Consider the following 24,650-nt stretch of genomic DNA (forward strand, 5'->3'; position numbering starts at 1 on the left):
GCAATTCCGCATGGGGAAAGCAATTTTTCAGGCCGAATAGGAAGACGCTCAATCGTCCTTGCCGGCCTGAAAGGATTTGCGCCATTGGTCAAGAAACGCCTTGCGCTTGGCTTGATCGAGACCGACGAGCAGGGCCGGAGACAAGGCTATGGGCCTGAAGGCGGCTGCACCCGTGACGCCACCCGAAACGGCATCGGCCCGCGCCAGCATTTCCGGTCCGTTGCGCGAGGAATAGAGCTTGGAATCGCCTGAAAGTATGCGTTGGCCGGTATCCGACAGCGCAAGTGCAATCAGCGCATTGGCAGCCCGGACATTATGCGCATCGCGCGACACATAGGCCGCCCGCGACAGTGCCAGCGTGTAGTCCGAGGGAAAAATGATGCCGATCCGGGGATCGGCTGCCTGCCGCGCAAGCGCATAGGAGCCAAGGACATTGTAGCCCAGCACCAGGCGCCCCGAGGCCACGCCGTCGATAACGTCCGAGCTGCAGCAGAATAGCTGGGCCCGATTTTGCCCCAGGCTCTCCAGAAGACGCCCCCAGGTCGAGGCCTGTGCTGCATCTTCGAAGGCGAAGATGTAACCGACGCCCGAATCCTCGATGTCATAGGTGCCGATCCGCCCCCTGAAACGCTCGGTCTGGCGCAGGAGATCGACAAGTTCGAAACGATTGCGCGGCACATCGGCCGGGTTCAACCCCTGGCGGTCATAAACGATCACGGCCGGTTCGAAGGTGAGCCCGACCAGCTCATTGCGCCAGGAAGCCCAATCCGGAAGGTCTGCAGGCAAGGAAAAACGGAACGGCTGCGAGCAACCGTCATTCACAAGTCTGACCTGCTCGGGGATTGCAGACGAGATCACGGTGTCGGCGAAGAAGGTCCCTTTCGTGCATGCTTCAGCGGCGGCCGCATAAAGGTCAAGGCTCGTCATCTGGCGATAGACGACTTCCGTCGACGGATTGGCCGTTTGGAAAGCCTTGATCAGCCCCTCGATGAAATCGATATCCGTAACGCTGCCGATCACAAGCGTCTCGGCCTTGCTTCCACGAGCCGGAAAAACCGTGTCTTCAGCGAAGCTTGGGGCCGCAAGCGACAGTGAAAGGAAGACTCCAGCAAGGAAGATCAAGCGATTCATTCTTCTTCGCTTTCTGGTTTCAGTGCCGGCAGATCAAGTCCAATGGCAAAATGACCGTCGGCGCGCTCGATGCGGATGCGACCCTGGTGAAACTCCGCAACCTCCCGCACGATCGCCAACCCCAGTCCGGCGCTTTCTGGCTTGTTTGGATTGATGGCAAAGCGCTGGCCGATGTCAGACGCATCGGCGATGGGAAGCCCGCTGCCGCGGTCGTTCACCCAGACGCAGGCACGGCCCTGCGGTTCGCTGCGCACCGTCAATCCCACTGGCGCCTTGCCATGCGCGACAGCATTGTTGAGAAGGTTCTTGATCGCTTCACGAAGGCTGAAGGCATCGCCGGCAACCGCAACGGGTTCCTCGGCCAGATCGAGCTTGACCCGCATGCGCCCAGTGCCAGCGATCTGCCCGAACTCCCGCTCCGCATCGATGGCTACGCGGCGCAGATCGAGCCGCTCCAGCGGCGCCGTATCGGCCCGATGCGTCACGAGGGCATGGCTCAACAACTGATCGGTAAGGCGATTCAACCCGATGGCACGGCTGCGGATTCGCCGGTGCAATGCCTTGAGCCGCTCAGGATCGTCCTCCTCCAGCGCAAGTTCGCTATGCGCACGCAGCGCTGTGATCGAAGTGCGAATCTGGTGCGCGGAGTCTGCGACATAGTCCTGCATTGCCCGCACCCTCCGGTCGAGCCGGCCCATGAAGCGGTTTATGGCTGCGACCAGGGCAGAGACTTCATCCGGCGCGCGCATGGAAAACGGAGACAAATCAAGGGGATCGCGCTCAAGGATCGCGTTCTGGATACGCTCCAGAGGGCGCATTGCGTAGCGCATGGCAATGAGGGCGAGCACCAGAATGGCTAGCCCCGCCCCAGCTATGACGGTCACCGCCTGTGTGGCGACGCTGCGCGCCAGCTGATCCCGGCTGCCCATCGTGTGAGCCACCACCACGTAGATGTCGCCGGTCACCGCCCGTTCCGACAGATGACGCGGCATGACGAGCGCCCGCACCATTTCGCCCCCGAACGCGGTTTCATAGGCAAGGCCGGACGCCGGGATGGAACGTCCCTCGGCAGGCAGGGGAAAGTTGTCATAGCCCGTCAGTGTCTCCCCGCCCGGGCGCGCGACGCGGTAGAAGACACGCTCATTTTCCGCGAGCGAAAGCAGTTCGAAGGCCGAGACGGGGATATCGACGCGGATCTCGCCTTCCACCACGAAAATGCGTTCCGCGATCTGAAGCGCCGCCCCTTGCAGAAGCCGGTCGAAGGCTTCGTTGGCAGCGCGCCGGCCATAACCATAAGCCGCGAAGATCGTTGCAGCCACCGCCAGCGTCAGTACGAGCGTGAGTGCAATCGCCAGACGGTAGGTGACCGAAAGGCCACGATTGGGAAGCACGCCTTCGGTCCGGACCTGCATCAGACATCGGCTCCCGCGACGACCGCCTGATAGCCAAGCCCCCTCAGCGTTCGGATTTCAAGGCCGGAACCCTCGATCTTGCGGCGCAGGCGTCCGACATAGAGTTCCACCGCATTGGGGTTCTTTTCGCCATCATGGCCGAAAAGCCGCACAAGCAGGTCTTCCTTGTCCAGGACGCGACCGCGGTTGGTCAGGAATATCTCAAGAAGCGTCTGTTCGCGGCGCGTCAACTCGCAGACGACGCCATCGATCGTAACGCTGCGCGCCGCCATGTCGAAGACCAGCCGCCCAGCCGAAAGCGTACGATCCGCCTCGCCGCTGCGGCGGCGCACGATAGCCCTGATGCGCGCTTCCAATTCACCCAGGTCGAAGGGTTTGACCATATAATCGTCGGCACCAAGATCGAGCGCGTCGATCTTGTCATTGACGGCAAGCCGCGCCGTCAGAACGAGAACGGGAACGCGGTTGCCGTCTCCCCGCAGGCGCCGCAGAAACGCGATGCCCGACCCATCCGGCAGGTTGATGTCGAGAATGATCAGATCATGCCGGCTCATGCTTGCAAAGTGCCAGGCGTCCTCCAGCGTTTCGGCCCGATCGCTCACATGCCCAGCCTTTTCCAGCCGCCTTTCGATGGCTTCGGCAACGTCCCGCGTATCCTCGACGATCAAAAAATGCATGCGGCCCGCATTCTGACAGCTTGTTGACAGGCTTAACCTATAGGCTTCGCATTGCCAGGAGAACAAGTCCATGGCTGCCGCAGCGCTTGCGCGCCTCGTGGGAGAGGCGCCACGAAAGGAAATGCGGTAGAATGAACATCGGAGGAGGATCCTGTTCTCTTTGCGGCAGGGTCGCTCGAGTGGAGGAAATCTCATGAAAAAGCTGATCGGCCTTGCGGCCGCGTTCACCCTTGCATCCAGCCTGTCCGCCTTTGCCTTCGATCCGGGCAAGACCGAGTGCATCGCGCCGGCCGCTCCCGGCGGCGGTTGGGATTTCACCTGCCGTCAGGTCGGCAAGGCCCTTCAGGACCTGAAAATCGTCCCCGGCTCCATGCAGGTGTCGAATGTCGCGGGCGGCGGCGGTGGCGTCGCCTACGCCGAAGTGGTCAGCAAACGCAACGATGACAACAGCCTCATCGTCGCGGCCTCCTCGGCCACCGCGACCCGCCTCGCTCAAGGCGCCTTCCCGGGCAACACCATGGACCAGGTGCGCTGGATCGGTTCCGTTGGAGCCGACTACGGCATCATTGCAGTCGCCAAGAATTCCTCCATCAACACGCTTCCTGAACTGATGGACATGATCAAGAAGGACCCGACCTCCGTATCGGTGGCGGGCGGCTCTGCGGTCGGCGGCTGGGATCACCTCAAGGTTCTGATCGCCGCGAACAAGGCTGGCGTGGAAGATGTCCGTCAGGTCAAATATGTCGCCTTCGACGGTGGCGGCGAAGCGGTAACGCAGCTTCTTGCAGGGTCCGTCCAGGCATTCACGGGCGACGCCTCCGAAGCGAAGGGCTTCGTGGATTCCGGCGACATCAAGGTGATTGCCGTTCTGGCACCTGAGCGCCTGGAAGGCGACTTTTCTTCCTTCCCGACCGCTAAGGAACAGGGCATCGACGTGATCGGCGCGAACTGGCGCGGTTTCTACGCCCCCGGCGGCATGTCCGACGAAGCCTACAAATACTGGGTCGATGCCGTCGGCAAGGTCTACGCGTCCGACGAGTGGAAGGGCATCATGGCCGCAAACGGTCTCGCCCCGCTCGATCTTCAGGGCGACCAGTTCCAGGCTTTCGTGAAGGAATCCATCGCTTCCATCACCGAGCTTTCAAAGCAGATCGGCATCGTGAAGTAACGCGAGCGGATTTTAATCGGGCCTGCGGGGACATCCCACAGGCCCGAATTGCATCAAGCGAAAACACCACGGCGCCACACGTCCTTGGGACGCGGAATGGCCGCCGATAGCTATCTGATCCGCACACCGCGCCCGACGAAAACCGCGATTGGTTTTCGGGCCTGTGCGCTAGAAAACGGGGTCCCAGATGAGCGACCGCATCTTTGGCGTTTTCGGTCTCCTGCTTGCCGGCTTCTATCTTTGGCAGGCAAGCGTGATCGAACTCAGCTTCATTTCAGATCCGTTCGGGCCGCGCGCCTTTCCCTACATAATCGGCGTTGTGCTGGCGATTGCGAGCGCAGTGGTTCTTTGGAAACCTGACACCGAACCGGAATGGCCCGCCTTCTCGCGTCTTTTCGAGATCGGCATCGCCGCCGCGGTCATGATCGCCTACGCGATGTTCCTGAAGGATTACGGTTTCGTCGCCTGCACGACGGTTGCCGCCGCATATCTATCCTGGCGCCTTGGCGCACGGCCCGTTTCCGCAGCCATTGCGGGCGTTGCGATTGCGGTCGGCATCTATGTGATTTTCCATCTTGTCCTCGGGTTGTCGCTGGCGCGCGGCCCCTGGGGTTTCTGAGCGGAGGCGCGTTATGGACACTCTGGCTTCCCTGGCCGACGGCTTTGCCGTCGCGCTCACCTTCCAGAACCTGATGCTGGCGCTTGTCGGCTGCTTTCTCGGAACCATCATCGGAGCGCTTCCGGGCTTAGGCCCGTCCAACGGCGTCGCGATCTTGATTCCGCTCGCCTTCACGCTCGGCCTGCCGGCAACGCCGGCGCTGATCCTGCTGACGAGCGTTTACTACGGCGCCATGTATGGCGGACGCATATCCTCGATCCTGCTCAACATTCCGGGCGACGAACCGGCTCTGATGACGACGCTCGACGGCTATCCCATGGCGCGTGCCGGTCAGGCCGGCGAAGCGCTGGCGATCTCCGGGCTTGCCTCCTTCGTCGGCGCCTTCTTCGCCACCTGGGGCCTCGTGTTTCTGGCACCGCAGCTGGTCAAGGTCGCTCTTTTGTTCGGTCCGGCCGAGTATTTCGCGCTCTTCGTGCTGGCCTTTGCAACACTTGGCGGCATAGCGAGCAGAAACCAGGCGAAGGCAGCCTTCGCCGCCGCTCTGGGCCTTGGCATCTCCACCATCGGCGTCGACGGGCAGACGGGCGTGCCGCGTTTTTCCTTCGGCGAAGTCCATCTCTATGACGGCATCGACTTCCTGGTTGCGATCGTCGGCCTGTTCGCCCTGTCGGAAGTGTTCATCTTTCTGGAGCACCGGGCCGGCGGGAACGGCAGCGATCGGTCGATGAAGGTCGGTCGGGTCGTTCCTCCCTGGAAGATGGTGCGTGCGACGCTTCCTGCCATGGGGCGTTCGACCATCCTGGGCTTCATCGCAGGTGTGTTGCCGGGAGCCGGCGCTTCACTCGGCTCCTTCATCTCTTATACATTCGAAAAGCGCCTTTCAGACCGCAACGGAACCTTTGGCAAGGGCGACCCGCGCGGCGTTGCCGCCCCCGAAGCCGGCAACAACGCCGCCGCCGGCGGCGCGCTGGTGCCCATGCTGGCGCTCGGCGTGCCGGGTTCGGGCACCACAGCCGTGCTTCTGGCCATGCTTCTGGCGCTCAACATCACGCCTGGCCCCCTGCTCTTCCAGCAGAACCCGGATGTCGTTTGGGGCCTGATTGCTGCGTTGTTCATCGGCAATCTCATGCTTCTGGCCATGAACCTGCCACTTGTATCGCTGTTCGTACGCGTGCTTCTGGTGCCCACCCGCTACCTCATGCCGGCCGTGGCAATGATCTCCTTCGTCGGCATTTACGGTATTTCCGGCTCTACCTTCGACCTGGTGGTGATGGTCGCGTTCGGCGTCATCGGCTGGGTTTTGCGCAAGCTGGACGTGCCGCTGGTGCCGATCATTCTGGGCGTCCTGCTCGGCGATCAAATGGAAAAGAACCTGCGCCGCGCCATGACCATTCACAATGGCGACTGGACGATGCTGTTCGATTCCTGGCTCGCCATCGCGCTCTGGTCCTTTGCCATCATCGGCTTCGTGCTGCCGCTCATCGTCGGCCGTTACCTTCGGCCGAAGCTCGCGGACGAGCCGATTGCCGAGGGTGCCGATCCCGACTGACATCGACATGCGGCGCAGCCCCTCGAGGCAGCGCCGCATACCACCTGAACAAGGCTGGAAAATTGCCCCTGTGGCCCCCGCCCGTCGCCGACCTGCGCAACGGGCTTGCCGGAAGCGCGCAATTCGGCCATGTCTCCTGAACGCATATCCGGGAGAACCACATGACCGACTTTGCCTTTGCGCCACCTGCCCCACCCTCCGTCGCCATCCTCGACAGCGAAGAACGCTTTCCCGTTCGCCGCATTTTCTGCGTCGGTCGCAATTATGCGGCGCACGCTCGCGAGATGGGACAGGACCCGGATCGCGAACCGCCATTCTTCTTCTCCAAACCCGCAGATGCTGTCGTCGATAGCGGCTCGACCATCCCCTATCCCTCTTTGACCGAAGACCTGCATCACGAGATCGAGCTCGTCGTGGCCATCGGCAAGGGCGGCAGCGACATCCCCGTCGAGAACGCGCTGGACCATGTTTTCGGATATGCGGTCGGCATCGATCTGACTCGCCGCGACCTGCAGGGCGCCGCCAAGAAGAAGGGCCAGCCCTGGGATTGGGGCAAGGCATTCGACCGCTCCGCTCCCTGCGCGCCGATCATGCCGGTCGCCAGAAGCGGCCATCCGCAGAAAGGGCGTGTCTGGCTCGCGGTCAACGACGAAACCCGTCAGGAAGGCGACCTGGATGAACTGATCTGGCCCGTCGCCGACGTGATTGCCATCTGCAGCCGCGCGGTGGAGCTCAAGCCGGGCGATCTTATCTACACGGGAACGCCAGCCGGCGTCGGGGCCGTCCTGCGCGGCGACCGCATGACGGGCGGTGTCGAGGGTGTAGGCGAAATCTCGATCGACATCGCAGAGGGCTGAATCCGATGAGCGAGATTGTCCTGCACAATTACTTCCGCTCCTCGACCTCCTATCGCGTGCGCATCGCGCTCGCCATGAAAGGCCTCCCCTATCGCTACGTGGCGCACCATTTGCGCCACGGCGAACAAAACTCGCCGGCCTATCTTGCCGTCAATCCCCAGGGGCTCGTTCCGGCTCTGGTCTGGAGCGACGGCACCATGATCGCCCAATCCATGGCGATCATGGAGTTTCTGGAAGAGATGGTGCCGGAGCCGCGATTGCTGCCGGCCGACCCGCATGGCCGCGCACGCGTGCGTATGCTTTCACAGATGATCGCCTGCGAGATTCATCCGGTCAACAATCTGCGCGTGCTCGGGGCCTTGCGCCAGCGCTACCATGCCGACGACGCGGAAGTCGCCTCATGGTTCCGCCATTGGGTGGCGGCCACGTTCGGGCCGCTCGAAGCGCTGTTGTCGCAGAGCCCCGATACCGGGACCTTCTGTCATGGAGAAACACCGGGCATGGCAGACATCTGCCTCGTTGCCCAGGTCGCCAACAATCGACGGTTCGACGTCGACATGACGCCCTATCCAGCGATAACGCGCATCAACGAGGCCTGCATGAAGCTTCAGCCTTTCATCGATGCTGCGCCGGCAAACCAGCCCGACGCCGAATAGAAACCTTCAGGCCTTGGCCTCGTCAAGGATGAGGAGGATAACCGTTTCGGCCACAAGGGCCGGCGTCTCCTCGCCCTCGATCTCCACTTCGCTGTGATGGCGCACCAGAAGGCGGCCGGGAGCCTTTTCCTCGATATCCTTCAGCTTCGCGCGCAGCCGGACACGGCTGCCCGGCGCAGGCGGTCGAGTCCATAATTGATGATCGTGCCAAGCCGCTCCGGCCAGGCGCCGCAATCATAGGAAAGGCTCGAAAGCAGCGATAAGGTCAGGAAACCATGCGCCACGGTGCTGCCAAACGGGCCTTCATCGCGCGCCCGCGCCCTGTCGACATGAATCCATTGATGATCATTGGTGCAATCGGCGAAACTGTCGATCATCTTCTGATCAACGCTCACCCAGTCGGAAACGGTCGGCGCATCACCGAGCGTGTCCGCGAGAACATGTGCATTCATTGGGTTGCCTTTCCGAAACCACGGCACGGCACCGGGTTTCCGGCCCGGCACATATGCAATTTCAAGAGAAATCGGGTTGTGCCCTTCGGGCTTGTTCTTGGCTCCCCAATGCGCGGAGTATTGTGCATCGCAACAAGAATGGCAAGATTCCTTCCGCAACGCAGCGCAAAGACCCGTTCTTCCCGGGTCCGTCGCGGAAAAACCACCAATACCCTGTTCGGCGCCACAATCCTGCGGCATAGCAAGGCTGCGATAGACCACACATCAATGTTCTCATAAAAAGTTGATCATAAAAATCATGTATTTTTTCGTTACTCTCTGGAATTATTCTAAACGATGGTCCATATTGCAGGAACGCTATGCAAGAGGACCGTTATGCGCCTGACGAGACAGACCAATTATGCCATCCGGATCCTGATGTACTGTGCGGCCAATCAGGGCCGTTTAAGCCGCATCTCCGATATCGCCGAAGCCTACACGCTTTCCGATCTCTTCCTGTTCAAGATTCTGCAGCCCCTCGTCGAACACGGTTTCGTTGAGACCGTTCGTGGACGTCATGGCGGTGTCCGGCTTGCCAAGGAAGCCTCCGCCATCACGCTTTTCGACGTCGTGCGGGTGACCGAAGACAATTTCGCCATGGCTGAATGTTTCGAGGGAGACGGCTCGGACTGTCCGCTCGTCGACAGCTGCGGCCTGAACGAGGCGCTTCGCAAGGCTCTCAACGCCTTCTTCGAGGTTCTCGGCAGCTACACAATCCAGGATCTGGTCGATTCCAAACCTGACATGCGCCATCTGTTGCGCATCGACGAACTGCCTGTCCGCGCCGCTGCCGGCTAGAGCATTTTGCAGTCAGGTGGAATCACCTGACGTGTGCAGAAAAACAAAGAGATAGATTCACCGTTTCACGGAAACCCTGAACCGATCTAGGGAATTATTCGGTCAGGTGGGAGCACCTGACCTTCACGCATGCTTGCGGAAGAACTGAGATGACGCATCTCTGAACGCCGCTGAACGGCCCAGGCGAGCGCTATCCAGCCAGAAGGCCTTTCCCGCAAGTCCTGTCCCGCATTTCAGTCTGCGTCATATCGCTCAGAGTTCCGCCATCTGCGGCAGGACGAACGGAGCACCGGCAGGTGGCGGGGTACTCATCCTGATCCGGCATTCAAAAACGTCTGAAATCAGATCGTCGGTAAGCACGTCTTCAACGCTGCCACAGGCAGCGAGCCGGCCGCGATGCATCATCGCAACCTGGTCGGCATAGCGCGCCGTGAGATTGAGATCGTGCAATATAGCGATCACCCCGCCGCCGGCCGCCACGAAATCCCGGGCAATTTCCATGATCGTCAGCTGATGCTTAATGTCCAGGCTTGAAACTGGCTCATCCAATAGCAGAAAGCGCGCAACGCCATCGAGAACCGGACGCCAGACCTGGCACAGAACCCGCGCAAGCTGGACACGCTGCTGTTCGCCGCCTGAAAGCTCCTGGTAGAAGCGCCCTGCGAAACCATCGAGATCAACGCGCGCAAGCGCCTGCTCGGGCAAACGGGCAAGCTCTCGTTCGCCCGCTCCCGACCGCCCGCTCATCAAGCCCAGCTTCACGATCTCACGCACCGTGTAGGGAAAGGAAAGCGAGGTTGCCTGCGGCAGCACCGCCCTGTGAACGGCAGCCTGCCATGGCTTCATTTCGGCAAGCGCCATCCCGTTCAGCCGAATCTCCCCCGAATGGGCCAGATCGCCCGACACGGCCTTCAGAAATGTGGTTTTGCCCGAGCCGTTGGGACCGACGATCGCCGTCAGGGTCCCAGGGTGCGCGGTGAGGCTCACATCCGACAAAATGGCTTTGCGCCCTATGGAAACACCGAGGTTGCGAACATCTATCGACATCACATATCCAGAAAACCGCGCTGCCGAAGCAGAATCCAGAGGAAGAATGGAGCACCGATTGCCGCAGTGACGATACCTATGGGAAGCTCCGCAGGTGCGACGACCAGACGGCTGATCACATCCGCCAGCAGCAGGAGACATGCGCCGAGAAGTGCCGCCGCCGGCAGGAGATATCGGTGCTCGGGGCCGATGGTCAGCCGCAGGAGATGTGGCACAACAATCCCCACGAAGCCGATGCTGCCCGCAACCGCGACAGACGCTCCGGTTGCAGCGGCCACGGCAACGATGGCCGCATTCTTCACATGCTGCACCCGTATGCCCAGATGGTTTGCCGTTGCTTCCCCCAGCACCATCGCATCAAGGCCGCGCGCGAGAAACGGCGCGGCACAAAGCGCAGCAACGATAACGGGCCCCGCCGAGAAGACCTTGCTCCAGGTCGCCCCCGCCAGAGAACCCAAGCCCCAGAAAGTGAGATCGCGAAGCTGCTGGTCATCGGCGATATAAATCAGCACTCCCGAAAAGGCCCCGGCCATCGCCCCCAGGGCGATACCGGCCAAAAGCATGGTCGCAATTGAGGTTCTGCCTGCGCGTGTGGCGACCCTGTAAAGAAGAAGCGTTGTAACGAGCCCTCCGAAGAAGGCTGCAAGCGGCAGTGAAAAACTGCCAAGCACGCCAACGAAGGGTCCAAGCGCCGACGTCCCGCCAAGAACGATCACCACAATCGCGGCGAGCCCTGCTCCCGATGCCACGCCCACAATGCCCGGATCGGCGAGAGGATTGCGAAAGAGCCCCTGCATGACCGCGCCGGACACCGCCAGCGAAGCACCGATCAGGCTTCCGAGCACGACTCGCGGCAGGCGGATGTCGAACAAAATGATCCGATCCCGCGCCGAAACGGCCTCATCGGAGCCGAAACTGATCAGCGCGCGAAGCACGTCGCGCAGGGTCATGTCCGAAGCCCCCGCACCAAGGCTCGTCAGGCAAACCAGAACATAGAGAAGAAATAGCGCTCCGATGGCAAAACGCGCCCGCGACGAGCGGTCTCCCTCGGCGGGTGTCCATCGCTCGGCGCGTGCCTGGCTCGCCTGTCCTTGTAAGGCCATTCAGTCCGTCGCAGCTTTCACGTCATGCAGCCGGGCAGACAGGTCGCGAATGGCAGAAGCCGTGCGCGGCCCGAAACCCAGCAGATAAGAACCGTCCATGGTGATCAAGGCGCGGTTCCGGCCCGCAGGCGTGCCGGATATCGCGGGATGAGCGAACACCTGGTCTTCACCTCTTTCAGGTCCCTCGCCGCGCTTCATCATCAAGATCACATCGGGGGCGGCCTCGGCAATGGCCTCATCGGTCATCTGCTTGTAGCCGGAATAGCCCTCGACCGCGTTGATCGCGCCGGCCATCTGGATGATGCCGTCGGCAGCGGTGTGCCCGCCCGCAGCCAAAACCCGGCCACCCTGCATGCTCAGGATAAAAAGAACCCGCTTTTCCCCTGTTTGCTCCCTGGCGGCCTTCTCTGCGGCACGGAGATCGGAATCGACCTTAGCGGCAAGCGTCTGGGCCTTCTCCTCGACACCCAACGCTGTGCCGATGACACGGATTTTGCGCAGGATTCCCTCACGGCTGTAGCCCTCGGGGACAACGACCATGTCCACATCGGCCTTTTCGAGAACGCTCATCGTCGTTTCGGGACCGCTGCCTTCGGCTGCGATGATCGCCGTCGGATTGACCGACAAAACCCCTTCCGGAGACAATGCGCGCATATAGCCCACATCCTGAATTTCCCTCACGGACTCCGGATAGGTGCTCGTCGTATCGCGCGCCACCAGACGCCCTTCCTCACCAAGACCGTAGACGATCTCGGTGAGCGCGCCGCCCACGGACACGATCCGGGAGGAATCCCGGAAGGTCTCGACCTCGTCAGCCGAAGCCGGGGCCAAAAGCGCAGACGAAAGAAGACAAGCCGCCGCAATCGCGTTCAATCGCATTGCCCGCGCCGGTTTCCTGAAGACCTGCATCGATCGCGCTCCTATGCAACCTTGGAAGCGGGCAAACGCTGAAGACGTTCCACCATGATCCGCCAGTCGGGGCGCTCGTCCTGCCCCTCATGGCGCTGGCCGAAGAACTGGGTGATGAGCTGACCGTCGGCCCCATAGGCTTCGATGGAGGTGACATGCCCCTCCGTCACCGGTTTGCGCACGGCCCAGAGCTCATGCACATGATCGGTGCGCAGATGGAGATTGAACCCAGGGTCGAGCACATTGATCCAGGGCCCCATGGGCTTCACAGTGTGAATGGTGCCCGTGTGAATCTGGATGCAACCGCTGCTGCCCACGAAGCACATGATCGGCACCTCGTCGCGCACCGCCTGATAGAGCATCGCGGTAAGCGCGTCATTGTCGAGCCGCCAGGCATAGTCCTCGCCGATCAGATGCACGGCCTGATGCCTGGTCAGTTTCAATTTGCGCAGGATATTGAACAGTTGATGAACGTCTGTCATGGCGCTCCAGCGTTCACGCAGAACGTCGGCTGCCGGCAGGTCATCGTCGACCACTTCTTCGCGGATCTTCTCGCCGCTGACGGTGATGGCCGAGGACTGATCGTCAAGCCGCAACTCGCCAACCAGCGCCTCATAGGCAGCAACATCCGATTTCGGACGCAGATGAATCTTGTGAACCGCGTCTCCGGCAGCGTCGAAGAACTGGAGGCTCCGGCGCACGCCCCCTTCATCGTCCGTTTTCTCGACCGCGAAACCATAAGCCCAACGGGAAGGGAAAATGCGCAGGTCGATATCGCCCCCCAGGATCAGCGCATGCTGAGGGCCGACCGTCGTTTTGGCGCTCTCATAAACACCGGTTTTTTCATGGACCACGCTTTCATTGCGTGTCAGCGCCATGACCTCACCCAGCATCTCAAGCGATGGAAGCACATCTGCCACCGTTGCGCTGATGCGCGTGACGCCCTGCCCGATATGGGCAGCCAGAAGCTCTGCTTCCGATATACCCAGGTGTATCGCGAGATCACGTTCCCGCATCTTCGGGTTCTCGCTACGGGCGCGCCGGATGCCTTCAGGCGCGCGGATGGCTTGAATATTCATGAGATATTTCCGTCCGATTGTCAGGCTACTTGTTCAGGATCAGCTTGCCCTGGCGCGTGATCTTGAGACGGTAATAGGCACCATGGTGCTCGATCCCGATCTCCTTGCGCCCTTCAAACAGATCAACGCTCGAAACGGTGCGGTCGGGAACAAGCCCGTTACGTGCCGCATTCCATTGGCGCATATCAGTCTGCCCCGTCGGGTCGATGGACAAATAGGTCTTCATGAAGAGCCCTCCTTTTCGCTTCGCTCACGACGTCCGGCTTGCCGGTGCATTTCGCAATTGAGTTTCTTGACTTTCCTTATCATATTTTATAGCCACTGCAATACCGGAGTGGAATTCTCAAGAAAAAATTCTCGTGTCCGGAGGAAGCCGACAAGCCAGCGCCAGTCGGCCGGTTTCATTTGTAGCTATTGGGGAATTTTCAATGTTGATGCATATGAAGCAGCGTAAAGCGCTTCTTGTTTACGGAACTGCGCTGGCAGTTCTCGCGCCGGCGACAATGGCGCCGGCCCTCGCCCAGGAAGAGAACGCCCAGGCCGAGCAAGTGCAGGAAAAGGCCTCCGGCGAAACACCCACGCTCCTCGATCGCATAACGATCGTCAGCCGCACCGGCGAAACCGCGCTTGAGACACTCGCATCGGTGAGCCAGATCAGCGGAGAGGAGCTGGAGCGCCGCATGGCCACCACCTCCAACGACATCTTTTTCGGTGTCCCTGGCATCAAGGTTTATTCGGACGGTCGCCCCTCCGTCAGCAACATCAATATTCGCGGCCTACAGGATGCCGGGCGTGTTGCCGTCATTGTCGACGGTGCCCGGCAGAATTTCCACAAGGCCGGCCACGAAGTGTCGCGCATGTTCTGGCTCGACCCCGACCTCATCAAGCAGGTTGACGTGATCCGCGGACCGAGTGCCAACACCTACGGTTCGGGCGCCATCGGCGGCGTGGTCTATTTCGAGACCAAGAAGGCCGAAGACTTCCTGCGGGAAGACGAAAACTATGCGCTCTCGGTCACCGGGCGTTACGAATCCAACGGCTCCGGCTGGACGACCAGCGCGACCGGGGCCTATCGCTTCAATGAAATGGCCTCCATCATCGGCAATGTCGTGTGGCGCGACTATGGCGACTACAAGGATGGCGACGGCACGCGCATCGACAATTCCGCCTTCGACGTCCTGAGCGGTCACCTGAAAGGCACGATCAAGCCAAGCGAAAACAGCGAACTGACGCTGGGCTGGACCGGATCGCGCGACGAATGGTCTTCCACCGCCACCCGCGACTATCGCCTCGACAGCAACGCCTTGACCGGTGAGTTCAAGATTTCTGACGATGAGGAGAAATGGCTGAACCTCAACGTCAAGGGCGCGGTCAATCTTCTCGATCTGGCTCAGTGGGATTCGGGCGCTGAATCCGGATACGATCTGCGCACCACCAGTTTCGACATCTGGAACACCTCCTATTTCGATACCGGCCTTATCGCCCACGAACTGACCGTGGGCGGGGACTGGGTGTATGATGATTTCAAGTCGAAGTCGTCGAGCGGCGGTGCCGACAGCTATAATCCGACCGGCACGCGCAGCGTCTGGGGCGCCTATGTCCAGGACAAGATGACCTATGACTGGCTCGAGGTCGTGGCTGGGCTGCGTTACGATTCCTACAAGCTCAAGGCATCCGATGAGAGTTCCGGCGACCGTCTTTCGCCGCGCATCAGCGTCGGCGTTTCCCCCTTCAAGGAAGGTGCGCTTTCGGGCCTGCAGGTCTACGGTTCCTATTCGGAAGGCTATCGCGCGCCGAACACCTCCGAGGCCTATATTACTGGCGGTCATTCCTTCCCCGGATTCAGCTTCGCATTCCTGCCCAACCCCGATCTGAAACCTGAAACAGGCCGCACCTGGGAGGCCGGCGTCAACTATTCCGCCAACGGGCTTTTTGACAGCGAGGATTCGCTGCGCCTGAAAGCGGCTTATTTCTATAACGATATCAAGGATTACATTACGATCCCGACCTTCCCGGCCCTTCCGGGAAGCGAGTGCGCCGCACTCGGGCACACCATGTGCGCGCAATACCAGAATGTCTATGCGGCAAAGATCAAGGGCTTCGAGTTGGAAGGCAGGTATGATGCGGGGCGGTATTTCGCGGGTCTCGGCATCAACCTGATCAACGGTCATCAGATCGACCGGGACGGTGTGCGTTCCGATCTCACGACCATCCCCTCGGCAAGCGTCACGCTTGACGGCGGCATGCGCTTCCTCGACCGGCGTCTGACGGTCGGAGGCGAAGTGCAATTCAACAAGGCGCCCAAGGGCTCCCTCTATGCCGACGATTACACGCTGGTCAATCTGTATGCGAACTACCAGCCCAACGAGAACCTCAGGTTCGATTTGCGCGTCGACAACCTGTTCGACAAGAAATACGTGCTGCCCATCGTCGATACCTCCGATGGGGTCTACGGGCAGCCCGGCTTGACCGTCAAACTCGCCGCAACCGTGCGTTTCGGAGGATAGAATGCCATCTCGATTACCCTGCCCCCGCAGCAATACCGTCGCCAGCCTTGCGCTGGCGGCGGCAACCTTCTGCGCGTCCGTTTCCAGCGCCAGCGCAGAAGATGCAAAGCCCGGGACAATCAACCTCGAGCTCAACGCGCTGCAGGACAGCGACAAGGGCTGCCGCATCGCCTTCGTGGTGGAAAACGGACTGGGGCACGACATCGGCAAGGCAGCCTATGAGATCGCCCTGTTCGACAAGGAAGGCATGGTGGAGCGGCTCATGGTGCTCGACTTCCAGGAACTGCCCGCCGCCAAGACCAAGGTACGCCGCTTTGACCTTGCCGATGCCAAATGCGGCGCAATCGGCCGCGTTCTGGTCAATGACGCATCCGCCTGCGATGGCGACGGGATCGAAGCAGGCGCCTGCATCGCCCGGCTCAACCCGACAACCCGCAGCAGCGTCGCCTTCGGCAAATAAGGCGCAAGGCACAACCCGTTTCCAATCACCCAAGGCTTCAAGCCGCTTGCGATCACCGCGTGTTTCCACAGGACTTCCATCATGATTGACGAATTCGTCACCACCATCGGTTCTTTCCTCCGGCTCGGCGGCCCCGTGGTGGCGATCATCCTGCTGCTTTCCGTTTTCGCCCTCGCCCTGATCCTGCTCAAATTCGTGCAGTTCCAGCGTGAGCGCGTCGGCAGGCATGGTCGCTCGAACCGGGCGCTGCATGCCTGGTTCCACCACGACCAGAGCGAGGCGCGCGCGATGCTTTCCAACGCCCGCTCCCCCGTCGAGGAAGCTCTTGCGACCACGATGCGCCTAACCGCTTCCGGCAAGGCGGAGAAGAGCGCAGTCGAAGATGAGATAAGCCGCCTCGCCCTCGGCCGCCTGCATGATCTGCAGCGTGGTTTCCGCGCGCTTGACGCCATTGCCCAGGTTGCTCCGCTGCTCGGTCTGTTCGGCACGGTGCTCGGCATGATCGACGCCTTCCAGAAATTGCAGGCTGCCGGCAATGCGGTAGACCCCTCCATTCTGGCGGGCGGTATCTGGGTCGCCCTCCTGACGACGGCCTGCGGCCTCGCCGTTGCCATGCCGGTCTCTCTGGTGCTCACATGGTTCGAAACCCGCCTCGACAATGAACGCGTGGCGATCGAGACCATGACCAGCGCTGTCCTGTCCCATGCCTCGCTGGAAGGCGCAGAACAGCAGCCTTCGAATGTCCAGCGCGTCGCGCCGGTCGCCTTGCGTGCAGGTGCTGCAAGCCATGCGCATTGAGGCACACGCCCCCTTCCGCAGGCGCCCATTGTCGCTCACGTCGCTGATCGACGTGATCTTTCTGCTGCTTCTGTTCTTCATGCTCTCCTCGACCTTCACGCGTTTTGCCAGGGTTGAGGTCTCGGGCGGGCCGGCATCGGCCAGCGTCAGCGGCAAGACGCCTGACATCCTCATTCGCCTGGACGGCGAGGATGGCTGGCGCATCAATGGCCAGACGCTGGATGAGGACGCCGCCGTCGCAGAATTGCTGCGTCTTGGCGATTCCGGTGCCGAAACGGCGGTTCTCCTCGTAAGAGGCGAACTGACATCCCAGGCTCTGGTCAGCGCCGTCGAACGCATTCGCAGAGACACGAGCCTTACCCTTTCGATCACGAGGTGACCCATGCTGCGTCTTGCCCGTCCCCGTCCCACCCGCCAGCGCGAAAGCACCATTGCACTGATCAACATCGTCTTCCTGATGCTGATCTTCTTCCTTGTGGCCGGAACGCTGACACCCCCGCTCGATAATGAGGTGGACCTGATCACCACGGCCGACGCGGAACGTTCCGAACCGCCGGGCTCGTTGTTCGTGACGGAAACCGGCGAAATGCGCGCCAACGGTGAAAAGGTGGATGCAGCTGGCTTCGTGGCGGCAAAACGCAACGATGCCGCAGAGGCACAGGACCTTGAGATCACTGTCGCCGCAGACCGGAACCTGCCAGCTGCCCGCCTTGTCGATATCGTCGGCGCATTGAAGGCTGCCGGTGCGAGCAGGATCAGCATCGTGACGGAACGTGCAGCAGAATGAACAGAAAGCCTTTCAAATGGGCGGCGGCACTCGTCGCCTCCCTGACGCTCCACGCCGGTGCGGGCGGCTATATCATGACCCGTCCCGACGATGTTCAGATCGCCGGCGGCGGCGAAACAGAGATTTCCATTGCCGGCGACGCCTTCTCCGACATGATGGCCGCTGGAGAAATCGCCGATGAGATCGACCCCGTTGCCGAGGAAGCCCCGAACGAGGTGGTGCCCGAAACGGCAACAGAGGTGACACCGGAAGCGCCGGTCGAAGAAGCTATCGTGCCCGAGACCGTCGAAACGGAGATGGAGACGGTCGAAACCGAGATCGCGCCGGTCACCGATGACGTCGTTGAACCGGTCGAAGAGGTGGAACAGGTCACCGCGATGGTCGAGGTACCGGTTCCCACGCGCCGTCCTGCCTATACGCCTCCGAAACGCGTTGAGCGGAAAGAGGTGGAGAAGCCGAAGCAGGTGGCACGCAAGGAACCGCCCAGGAAGCGCTCGGCCGGTTCGCAAGGCAATGATCGTCAGGACGCTCGCCGCGGCACAGCCAATGGCGGAGCCAAGGGTGCCGTCTCAAATGGCGGACGCCAATCGGCGCGAGCCTCACAGGCCGGCAATGCGCGTGTTTCGAACTATCCGGGCAAGGTTGTCGCCAAGCTGCGTCGTGCGCGCCGCTATCCAAGCGAAGCCAAGCGCGAGAGGCTGCGCGGCCAGGTGCGCGTCAGCTTCACCGTCACCAGCAATGGCGGAGTAAGCGGCCTGCGCGTCAGCCGCAGTTCTGGCTCGTCAATTCTGGATCGCGCTGCGCTCGAAACGGTTCGCCGCGCCGCTCCCTTCCCTCCAATTCCAGATGGCGCGGGCCGGGCCTCCTGGCCCTTTACCGTGCCCATCGATTTCTCAACGCGATAAACAAAAGGGCAAGCCGCCAGGCTCGCCCTTCTTTCCTTCAATCCTGCCTCAAATCCGGTTCGCCCTCCGGGCGCGTTGTCGAACTCTCTGGCTTCGATCAGCTCAGACGGCGGCAAGCAGGCTTGCATTACCGCCAGCAGCGGTCGTATCCACGCAAATCGCCCTCTCATGCGCATAGGCTGCCGGATAAAGCGCTTCCGTAACCAACGGAACGATAGCCCCTTTCCGGCCGGCAAGAGCTCCCCTCAATGCCTTCAACCAGCTCTCCACGCCGGAAGCGGCAACGAGATCGATATCGGGTACTGTGCTGAGCGCTTCGGGCGATACGGTTCCGTCAACAGCAGACAGGGGAAGCCCCTGGCCGGTGAGCGGCTTCAAAACGCGCGAGGCGGCAGGATGAACGGCAAGAACGGCATTGCCTGTTGCAAGTGCCTGGATCGCCTGGGCAAGCAGCGCATCCTCGCTGGCGCCAAGGCAAAGAACGCGGCCACGGGGCGTCAGCATGAGCGTGTTCGCCTCTCCCGTTGGCCCTGGCAGGTCAACCGGCCCCTGATCGAGTGCGGCAGCAGCAGCCATCGCGTCGGCACCTTTGCCGCGCAGCAGTTTTCGCAGCACCGCAAACCGGTCGCCCGAAGCCGACCACGCCGGATCGAGAGCCGGCATGAGGCGTAGAAGCGCTGCACCCTCCACCGCATTGCCGCTTGTTTCCACAGATTCGGCAGGGGCCGCGAGGCGCCGGAAGCGGCGCAGATAGTGCGGGCCGCCCGCTTTCGGCCCGGTGCCCGAAAGCCCCTCGCCGCCGAAGGGCTGCGAACCAACCACGGCGCCGATCTGATTGCGGTTGACGTAGATATTGCCTGCGTGGACGCGGTCGATCACGTGCTGGGCGCGGGCATCGATACGGGTGTGCAGCCCGAAGGTAAGGCCATAACCCTTTGCATTCACGTCCGAAATGACCTTATCGATGGCATCGGCCTCGAAAGTGGCCACATGCAGGATCGGACCGAACACTTCCCGCTCCAGTTCACCGATGCCCGACACGCGGAAGGCCGCCGGCGCGACATGGCGCCCGCCGGCAGGAGCTTCAAGCGCCGCGATCAGCCGGCCCTGCCCCGACAGTTCCTCGCTATAGGTGGAAATGGATTGCAGCGCCTCATCGTCGATAACGGGGCCGACATCGGTGGAAATCTGCCATGGATTGCCGAGCTTGAGAGCCTTCATCGCGCCTTCGAGCATTTCGACGATACGGCCTTCCACATCCTTCTGGACATACAGCATCCGCAGGGCCGAGCAGCGCTGGCCAGCGCTCTGGAAGGCGGAAGCGACAATGTCGCGCACCGCCTGTTCAGGCAGAGCCGTGGAATCGACGATCATTGCGTTGAGACCACCCGTCTCCGCAATCAGCATGGCGTCGGGCCCAGCGTTGGCGGCGAGCTGGCGCTCGATAAGGCGGGCAACTTCCGTCGAACCGGTGAAGCACACGCCCGCGATGCGCGGATCCGCCGTCAGAGGTCCGCCGATCTTGGAACCACTCCCCGTCAGAAGCTGGATCACATCCTGCGGAATGCCGCCTTCATGCATCAACTCCACCGCACGGGCGGCAATGAGCGACGTGTTTTCGGCCGGCTTCGCAACGACGGCATTGCCCGTGGCGAGCCCGGCAGCGATCTGTCCCGTGAAAATGGCAAGCGGGAAATTCCAAGGCGAGATGCAGACTATGACACCGCGCGCATCGGTGCCTTTTTCGGCCTGCGGCGCTTCCTTGGCGTAATAGCGCAGGAAATCGACTGCCTCGCGCACCTCGGCGATGCCGTCGAGCAGCGTCTTGCCCGCCTCGCGGGTGGCAAGGGCGAAGAACTCCGCCGCATGCGCCTCATAGAGGTCAGCAATGCGGCGCAGAATGGCACCCCGTTCCGCTGCAGGGGTCGCGGCCCATGCGGGTTGCGCCTTGAGGGCGAGCCCCACGGCTTCGTCCACCTGCTTGGCGGTCGCATCCGTCACGGTGCCGACGACCTCGGAAAGATCGGCAGGGTTGAAAACATCGTGGCTTTCTCCCTTGCCCTTGGCACGCGTCGCTGGCCCCGCCGTCCACTTATGTGGAGCGGCAAAGGGCGTGCGGGCCTTTTCCAGTTCAGCGAATGTTATGGGGTCCGTAATATCCCAGCCCTTGGAATTCACGCGACCCTCGCCGAAAATCTCGCTCGGCCGCTGGATCGCGGTGTTGAAGGCGGAGCGCTCTGCCTCTGCCGCCGCGAAGGGATCTGCCGCAATCGTTTCCGCGCTGACATCGGTGTCGACGATCTGATGCACGAAGGAGGAGTTGGCTCCGTTTTCGAGCAGACGGCGCACCAGATAGGCAAGCAGGTCCTGATGCGCACCGACCGGGGCATAGATACGGCAGCGCGTTCCTTCGCGCTTGCGCACCACCTCGTGCAAGGCCTCGCCCATGCCGTGCAGACGCTGGAACTCGAAGTCACCGCGATCCGGCGCCATGGCAAGGATGGCGGCTGCCGTGTGCGCATTATGCGTGGCAAATTGCGGGTAGATGCGGTCTGTCATGCCAAGCAGCTTGCGGGCATTGGCAATATAGCTCACATCCGTATTGACCTTGCGCGTGAAGACCGGGAAGCCGGAAAGCCCCATCACCTGCCCGCGCTTGATCTCGGTATCCCAGTAGGCACCTTTCACAAGACGCACCATGATGCGCCGGTCAAGGCGGGTGGCCAGATCGTAGAGCCAGTCCAGAACGAAGGAAGCGCGCAGCCCATAGGCCTGCACCACCACGCCAAAACCATCCCAGCCCTCGAGTTGCGGATCGGCCAGAACCGCCTCGATCACGTCGAGCGAAAGATCAAGCCGGTCGGCTTCCTCCGCGTCGACATTCAAACCCATGCGGGCATCGCGTGCGGCGATGGCAAGGCTCGTCAGCCGCTCGATCATAACCGGCAGCATCGTCTCCTTCTGGGCCTCCTCATAACGCGGGTGAAGCGCTGAGAGCTTGACCGAAATGCCTGGATTGGCCCGGATATCGTCGCGATTGGCGCCCCGCTTCAATGCAGCGATAGCGTCCGCATACGCCTTGTGATAGCGCAATGCGTCGGCTTCCGTGCGGGCGGCCTCGCCCAGCATGTCGAAGGAATAGGAATATCCCTTCGACACCATGGACTGGCCGCGCTTCATGGCCTCGTCAATGGTGCGCCCGAGCACGAACTGCTCTCCCATCTCGCGCATGGCCTTCGACACCGCCTTGCGGATCACCGGTTCGCCGAGCCGCCGCACCAGCCCGCGCAAGGTCGCCTCCACGCCCTCACCCTCGTCATCGAGCACGCGACCGGTCAACATCAGCGCCCAGGTAGAGGCATTCACGAAGATCGAGGCGGATTCGCCCGAATGCGCGGACCAGTCATGCGGGGCGATCTTGTCACGGATCAGATCGTCCATGGTCTCCGCATCCGGCACGCGCAGAAGCGCTTCGGCAAGGCACATCAGCGCTACGCCCTCGCGCGTCGACAGCCCGTATTCGGACAGAAACGCCTCCATCAAATGCGTGTCGGAGGATGAACGGACCGCATTCACCAGCCCCGCGGCATCGGTCGAGATCTTCCGCCGATCCTCGTCGGAAAGCCCCGCCTGAACGATGAGCCGCTTCAAAACGTCCCCTTCGTCAGCCAGGTAATGGGCACGAATCTCGCTTCTCAGCGATGCAGTCGCATTCTTCGACATGATGTCCTCGACAAAAATGGCTTTGCGCACCGGCAAACAACCGGATTTGAAGCACCATAACACAGCTATTATGGCTTTTTGGGCCATTTGCAGGTGCTTTGCAGACGCATGAAACCATGATAGCCATCGATAAATCCCAATCAGACTATAAAAGAGCATGTCGACAGAACGAATAGACAGGATCGATCGCAATATCCTGAACGCCCTGACCCAGGATGGACGGCTTTCCATAGCCGAACTGGCTCGCCAGGTCGGCCTGTCCAAGACACCCGTGCAGGCGCGGCTGCGCCGGCTTGAGAAGGAAGGGTTCATTCGCGGTTATGCCGCCATCATCGACCGGGCGCGCATCGGCGAAGGGCATATCGCCTTCGTGCAGGTGGAATTGTCCGACACACGATCCTCCGCGCTCGCGGCCTTCAACAAGGCCGTGCTCGGCGTTCCGGAGATCGAGCAATGCCACATGACGGCGGCAGGCTTCGACTATCTTCTGAAAGTGCGCACGCGCGACATCGCCACTTACCGCAAGGTGCTTGGCGAGAAGATTTCCGCCCTGCCCCATGTCGCCCGCACTTCCACCTTCGTCAGCATGGAGACCGTGAAGGATCACTGAAGCGTCTCGCCGCCAGCTTGTATCCGCTCACCAAACAAGGTCGAGCACTCCGGTGGCAACAGTACCGCGCACACTCAGATACCCGAAAGAAGATATAACAAGCCTCTTCACGCGCGCCCTTAAGGTTCCCCGTCCAGCGTCTTCAGGAAGGCGATCAACGCCTTACGCCCGCGCTCGGTGAAGACCACACCGCGGATCTCGCTCGTGCCGGAAACGGCGGCAGGCGCGTTGCTATAATGGTCGATCACAACCTCCAGCCTGTCGAACTGCCCCGCATGCATATAAGGTGGCCGGTTGGCGACACCGCGCAAGGACGGTGTCTTGTATGCGCGCTCGAACAGGGCTGCATCCTTCTGCATGAAGCGCAGGGCGGAACACGCATCGGGCGCCGCATCGCCATAGGGTCCAAGGCAGTTGAATGGATCGTCCTGCACCTCATCCAGAACAGCAGCCCTTCCGCGGTCTTCCGCGAGGCCAGGCACTGGTGGAACGCCGGTATTGTGGAAATGATCGTCGGTGAAGCGGGGACCGTTGTGGCACTCCAGACAATTCGCCTTGCCGATGAAGAGCCGCAAACCTTCCCGCTCGAGCGCAGAGAAAACAGCGTCCTCTTCCGGTTCGCGCCCTTCCATGACGGCTTTCGCGAACCGGTCAAACCGTGCTTCGCGCGGCGTCAGCGTTTCCTCGAAAGCTGCAAGCGCCTTGCCGATATTGGCAAAGACCCGGTTGACCGCATCGCGCTCCCGCAATGTCATCCGCTCCCAGGCCGCCCGTTCGGCCGCGTCCCCTCTCGGGCTCGCATTCGAAGGCAGATGATCGAGCGCCGGCAGCGGGCCGAACAGCGCTTCATAGGCTTCGCCGTGGCGGGCTTTCACATAGCGGGCATAGGCCGTGCGATTTCCCGCATGCTCGCGTGCATCCTCGAGCGGCACCAGCGCCTGCGCCCAAAGGCTGTCACGCCGCCCATCCCAGAATTGCCAAGGGCTAAAGGCAACACCGGCAAGCGGCATGGTGCGCCGGTCGGTCTCGGCAACACCCACACCCCGCGGAAGGTCGTCCTGAAACTGACGTTCGGCCTTGTGGCAGGTGGCGCAGCTGACAGTGCCGGCCCCACTCAGGCCCTCGTCATTGAAAAGCACTGCGCCAAAGGCCGCCGCCGCCCGATTGCCCGAATACCGGTTGCCCTCATCCAGCGGTAGGTCGCTCAAGGCATCGAGGGAAAGCGACCCGATCGCCTTCTTTTCCGCTTCGCTGAAGTCCTCCGAACCGCAGGCACAAAGCACTGCGAGAAAAGCCACGGCGAGACTGGAGCGGATCGGCCGCCGGAACCGGAGCCCGCGAAGCAATGCCCTCATCGCGCCGCC

24 protein-coding genes are annotated in these 24,650 nt (G+C 61.5%); 13 read left to right on the forward strand and 11 right to left on the reverse strand.

The genetic code is table 11. From position 1 onward, the window contains the following. Positions 1–48: 48 nt before the first annotated feature. Genes NA8A_RS03620 through NA8A_RS03630 form a run of 3 tightly spaced genes read right to left on the reverse strand, consistent with a single transcriptional unit; the run spans position 49 to position 3,220 of the window. Positions 49–1,131 carry an ABC transporter substrate-binding protein gene (locus tag NA8A_RS03620; RefSeq protein WP_009755995.1) on the reverse strand — a complete coding sequence of 361 codons (1,083 nt, stop codon included), beginning with the start codon at positions 1,129–1,131 and terminating at the stop codon, positions 49–51. Continuing rightward, positions 1,128–2,543: a sensor histidine kinase gene (locus NA8A_RS03625; RefSeq protein ID WP_009755996.1), complete on the reverse strand. Its 1,416-nt coding sequence runs from the start codon at positions 2,541–2,543 to the stop codon at positions 1,128–1,130. Before NA8A_RS03625 ends, NA8A_RS03620 begins: the two co-directional genes overlap by 4 nt. Further along, positions 2,543–3,220 (reverse strand): response regulator transcription factor, encoded by a 678-nt coding sequence (locus tag NA8A_RS03630; RefSeq protein WP_009755997.1) that lies wholly within the window; start codon positions 3,218–3,220, stop codon positions 2,543–2,545. The genes NA8A_RS03625 and NA8A_RS03630 overlap by 1 nt, the downstream gene beginning before the upstream one ends. A 193-nt stretch (positions 3,221–3,413) precedes the next feature. Between NA8A_RS03630 and NA8A_RS03635 the strand changes: the two genes are divergently transcribed. From NA8A_RS03635 to maiA, 5 genes are all read left to right on the forward strand, one after another. Further along, positions 3,414–4,388 (forward strand): Bug family tripartite tricarboxylate transporter substrate binding protein, encoded by a 975-nt coding sequence (locus NA8A_RS03635; protein ID WP_009755998.1) that lies wholly within the window; start codon positions 3,414–3,416, stop codon positions 4,386–4,388. Positions 4,389–4,575: 187 nt separating this feature from the next. Next, positions 4,576–5,007: a tripartite tricarboxylate transporter TctB family protein gene (locus NA8A_RS03640; RefSeq protein ID WP_009755999.1), complete on the forward strand. Its 432-nt coding sequence runs from the start codon at positions 4,576–4,578 to the stop codon at positions 5,005–5,007. Between the two features lie 13 nt (positions 5,008–5,020). Then, the gene (locus NA8A_RS03645) at positions 5,021–6,556 is read left to right on the forward strand and encodes a tripartite tricarboxylate transporter permease (RefSeq protein ID WP_009756000.1); all 1,536 of its coding nucleotides are present in this window, start codon (positions 5,021–5,023) and stop codon (positions 6,554–6,556) included. Positions 6,557–6,717: 161 nt separating this feature from the next. After that, positions 6,718–7,413 carry a fumarylacetoacetate hydrolase family protein gene (locus NA8A_RS03650; RefSeq protein ID WP_009756001.1) on the forward strand — a complete coding sequence of 232 codons (696 nt, stop codon included), beginning with the start codon at positions 6,718–6,720 and terminating at the stop codon, positions 7,411–7,413. 5 nt (positions 7,414–7,418) lie between these two features. Continuing rightward, a complete protein-coding gene (maiA, locus tag NA8A_RS03655) occupies positions 7,419–8,069 on the forward strand; it encodes a maleylacetoacetate isomerase (protein WP_009756002.1) in 651 nt (216 codons plus the stop codon). Positions 8,070–8,209: 140 nt separating this feature from the next. On the opposite strand, the gene NA8A_RS25420 is transcribed toward maiA, so the two are convergent. Next, positions 8,210–8,521: a MaoC/PaaZ C-terminal domain-containing protein gene (locus NA8A_RS25420; RefSeq protein WP_009756003.1), complete on the reverse strand. Its 312-nt coding sequence runs from the start codon at positions 8,519–8,521 to the stop codon at positions 8,210–8,212. Positions 8,522–8,896: 375 nt separating this feature from the next. Between NA8A_RS25420 and rirA the strand changes: the two genes are divergently transcribed. Beyond that, entirely contained in the window at positions 8,897–9,358 is a 462-nt protein-coding gene (rirA, locus tag NA8A_RS03665; protein ID WP_009756004.1) for an iron-responsive transcriptional regulator RirA, read from the forward strand. 252 nt (positions 9,359–9,610) lie between these two features. Here the strand turns inward: rirA and NA8A_RS03670 are convergent, their stop codons facing one another. From NA8A_RS03670 to hemP, 5 genes are read right to left on the reverse strand one after another with little or no spacing between them, the layout of a single operon-like run. After that, positions 9,611–10,405, reverse strand: a complete 795-nt coding sequence (locus NA8A_RS03670) for a heme ABC transporter ATP-binding protein (RefSeq protein WP_009756005.1) — start codon at positions 10,403–10,405, stop codon at positions 9,611–9,613. Next, entirely contained in the window at positions 10,405–11,508 is a 1,104-nt protein-coding gene (locus NA8A_RS03675) for a FecCD family ABC transporter permease (RefSeq protein WP_009756006.1), read from the reverse strand. The genes NA8A_RS03670 and NA8A_RS03675 overlap by 1 nt, the downstream gene beginning before the upstream one ends. Beyond that, positions 11,509–12,417: a heme/hemin ABC transporter substrate-binding protein gene (locus NA8A_RS03680; protein WP_009756007.1), complete on the reverse strand. Its 909-nt coding sequence runs from the start codon at positions 12,415–12,417 to the stop codon at positions 11,509–11,511. 11 nt (positions 12,418–12,428) lie between these two features. After that, the gene (locus NA8A_RS03685; protein WP_009756008.1) at positions 12,429–13,496 is read right to left on the reverse strand and encodes a hemin-degrading factor; all 1,068 of its coding nucleotides are present in this window, start codon (positions 13,494–13,496) and stop codon (positions 12,429–12,431) included. Positions 13,497–13,521: 25 nt separating this feature from the next. Next, positions 13,522–13,680 (reverse strand): hemin uptake protein HemP, encoded by a 159-nt coding sequence (gene hemP, locus NA8A_RS03690; RefSeq protein WP_051017951.1) that lies wholly within the window; start codon positions 13,678–13,680, stop codon positions 13,522–13,524. A 244-nt stretch (positions 13,681–13,924) separates the two neighbouring features. Between hemP and NA8A_RS03695 the strand changes: the two genes are divergently transcribed. The 6 genes from NA8A_RS03695 (at position 13,925) to tolA (ending at position 18,953) form a co-directional block, all read left to right on the forward strand. Then, on the forward strand, positions 13,925–16,003 hold the full coding sequence (locus NA8A_RS03695) for a TonB-dependent receptor domain-containing protein (protein WP_009756010.1): 2,079 nt from the start codon (positions 13,925–13,927) through the stop codon (positions 16,001–16,003). A 1-nt stretch (position 16,004) separates the two neighbouring features. Next, complete coding sequence (locus NA8A_RS03700; protein ID WP_009756011.1) at positions 16,005–16,463, forward strand: hypothetical protein; 459 nt, start codon at positions 16,005–16,007, stop codon at positions 16,461–16,463. An 81-nt stretch (positions 16,464–16,544) separates the two neighbouring features. Further along, entirely contained in the window at positions 16,545–17,261 is a 717-nt protein-coding gene (locus NA8A_RS03705; RefSeq protein WP_009756012.1) for a MotA/TolQ/ExbB proton channel family protein, read from the forward strand. Then, entirely contained in the window at positions 17,251–17,640 is a 390-nt protein-coding gene (locus NA8A_RS03710) for a biopolymer transporter ExbD (protein WP_009756013.1), read from the forward strand. The genes NA8A_RS03705 and NA8A_RS03710 overlap by 11 nt, the downstream gene beginning before the upstream one ends. Positions 17,641–17,643: 3 nt before the next feature. Continuing rightward, positions 17,644–18,048, forward strand: a complete 405-nt coding sequence (locus NA8A_RS03715; RefSeq protein WP_009756014.1) for an ExbD/TolR family protein — start codon at positions 17,644–17,646, stop codon at positions 18,046–18,048. Then, entirely contained in the window at positions 18,045–18,953 is a 909-nt protein-coding gene (gene tolA, locus NA8A_RS03720) for a cell envelope integrity protein TolA (RefSeq protein WP_009756015.1), read from the forward strand. Before NA8A_RS03715 ends, tolA begins: the two co-directional genes overlap by 4 nt. 102 nt (positions 18,954–19,055) lie before the next feature. On the opposite strand, the gene putA is transcribed toward tolA, so the two are convergent. Beyond that, positions 19,056–22,676: a bifunctional proline dehydrogenase/L-glutamate gamma-semialdehyde dehydrogenase PutA gene (putA, locus tag NA8A_RS03725; protein ID WP_040671776.1), complete on the reverse strand. Its 3,621-nt coding sequence runs from the start codon at positions 22,674–22,676 to the stop codon at positions 19,056–19,058. Positions 22,677–22,833: 157 nt separating this feature from the next. Between putA and NA8A_RS03730 the strand changes: the two genes are divergently transcribed. Then, entirely contained in the window at positions 22,834–23,286 is a 453-nt protein-coding gene (locus tag NA8A_RS03730; protein ID WP_009756017.1) for an Lrp/AsnC family transcriptional regulator, read from the forward strand. A gap of 119 nt (positions 23,287–23,405) precedes the next feature. On the opposite strand, the gene NA8A_RS03735 is transcribed toward NA8A_RS03730, so the two are convergent. Continuing rightward, entirely contained in the window at positions 23,406–24,641 is a 1,236-nt protein-coding gene (locus NA8A_RS03735; protein ID WP_009756018.1) for a cytochrome-c peroxidase, read from the reverse strand. Between the last annotated feature and the right edge of the window lie 9 nt (positions 24,642–24,650).

The sequence above is a fragment of the Nitratireductor indicus C115 genome (genome assembly GCF_000300515.1).
In the GTDB taxonomy this organism is placed as follows: domain Bacteria; phylum Pseudomonadota; class Alphaproteobacteria; order Rhizobiales; family Rhizobiaceae; genus Nitratireductor; species Nitratireductor indicus.

Excerpts from the sequence above, each read along its gene's own strand:
- putA (WP_040671776.1), bottom strand. The coding sequence starts at position 22,676 with ATGTCGAAGAATGCGACTGCATCGCTGAGAAGCGAGATTCGTGCCCAT.
- NA8A_RS03675 (WP_009756006.1), bottom strand. The coding sequence starts at position 11,508 with ATGGCCTTACAAGGACAGGCGAGCCAGGCACGCGCCGAGCGATGGACA.
- NA8A_RS03715 (WP_009756014.1), top strand. The coding sequence starts at position 17,644 with ATGCTGCGTCTTGCCCGTCCCCGTCCCACCCGCCAGCGCGAAAGCACC.
- NA8A_RS03695 (WP_009756010.1), top strand. The coding sequence starts at position 13,925 with ATGTTGATGCATATGAAGCAGCGTAAAGCGCTTCTTGTTTACGGAACT.
- NA8A_RS03710 (WP_009756013.1), top strand. The coding sequence starts at position 17,251 with ATGCGCATTGAGGCACACGCCCCCTTCCGCAGGCGCCCATTGTCGCTC.
- NA8A_RS03635 (WP_009755998.1), top strand. The coding sequence starts at position 3,414 with ATGAAAAAGCTGATCGGCCTTGCGGCCGCGTTCACCCTTGCATCCAGC.
- NA8A_RS03705 (WP_009756012.1), top strand. The coding sequence starts at position 16,545 with ATGATTGACGAATTCGTCACCACCATCGGTTCTTTCCTCCGGCTCGGC.
- NA8A_RS03645 (WP_009756000.1), top strand. The coding sequence starts at position 5,021 with ATGGACACTCTGGCTTCCCTGGCCGACGGCTTTGCCGTCGCGCTCACC.
- NA8A_RS03735 (WP_009756018.1), bottom strand. The coding sequence starts at position 24,641 with ATGAGGGCATTGCTTCGCGGGCTCCGGTTCCGGCGGCCGATCCGCTCC.
- NA8A_RS03625 (WP_009755996.1), bottom strand. The coding sequence starts at position 2,543 with ATGCAGGTCCGGACCGAAGGCGTGCTTCCCAATCGTGGCCTTTCGGTC.
- NA8A_RS03685 (WP_009756008.1), bottom strand. The coding sequence starts at position 13,496 with ATGAATATTCAAGCCATCCGCGCGCCTGAAGGCATCCGGCGCGCCCGT.
- NA8A_RS03700 (WP_009756011.1), top strand. The coding sequence starts at position 16,005 with ATGCCATCTCGATTACCCTGCCCCCGCAGCAATACCGTCGCCAGCCTT.
- NA8A_RS03640 (WP_009755999.1), top strand. The coding sequence starts at position 4,576 with ATGAGCGACCGCATCTTTGGCGTTTTCGGTCTCCTGCTTGCCGGCTTC.
- NA8A_RS03630 (WP_009755997.1), bottom strand. The coding sequence starts at position 3,220 with ATGCATTTTTTGATCGTCGAGGATACGCGGGACGTTGCCGAAGCCATC.
- maiA (WP_009756002.1), top strand. The coding sequence starts at position 7,419 with ATGAGCGAGATTGTCCTGCACAATTACTTCCGCTCCTCGACCTCCTAT.
- NA8A_RS03730 (WP_009756017.1), top strand. The coding sequence starts at position 22,834 with ATGTCGACAGAACGAATAGACAGGATCGATCGCAATATCCTGAACGCC.
- tolA (WP_009756015.1), top strand. The coding sequence starts at position 18,045 with ATGAACAGAAAGCCTTTCAAATGGGCGGCGGCACTCGTCGCCTCCCTG.
- hemP (WP_051017951.1), bottom strand. The coding sequence starts at position 13,680 with ATGCGCCAATGGAATGCGGCACGTAACGGGCTTGTTCCCGACCGCACC.
- NA8A_RS03650 (WP_009756001.1), top strand. The coding sequence starts at position 6,718 with ATGACCGACTTTGCCTTTGCGCCACCTGCCCCACCCTCCGTCGCCATC.
- NA8A_RS25420 (WP_009756003.1), bottom strand. The coding sequence starts at position 8,521 with ATGAATGCACATGTTCTCGCGGACACGCTCGGTGATGCGCCGACCGTT.
- NA8A_RS03680 (WP_009756007.1), bottom strand. The coding sequence starts at position 12,417 with ATGCAGGTCTTCAGGAAACCGGCGCGGGCAATGCGATTGAACGCGATT.
- NA8A_RS03670 (WP_009756005.1), bottom strand. The coding sequence starts at position 10,405 with ATGTCGATAGATGTTCGCAACCTCGGTGTTTCCATAGGGCGCAAAGCC.
- NA8A_RS03620 (WP_009755995.1), bottom strand. The coding sequence starts at position 1,131 with ATGAATCGCTTGATCTTCCTTGCTGGAGTCTTCCTTTCACTGTCGCTT.
- rirA (WP_009756004.1), top strand. The coding sequence starts at position 8,897 with ATGCGCCTGACGAGACAGACCAATTATGCCATCCGGATCCTGATGTAC.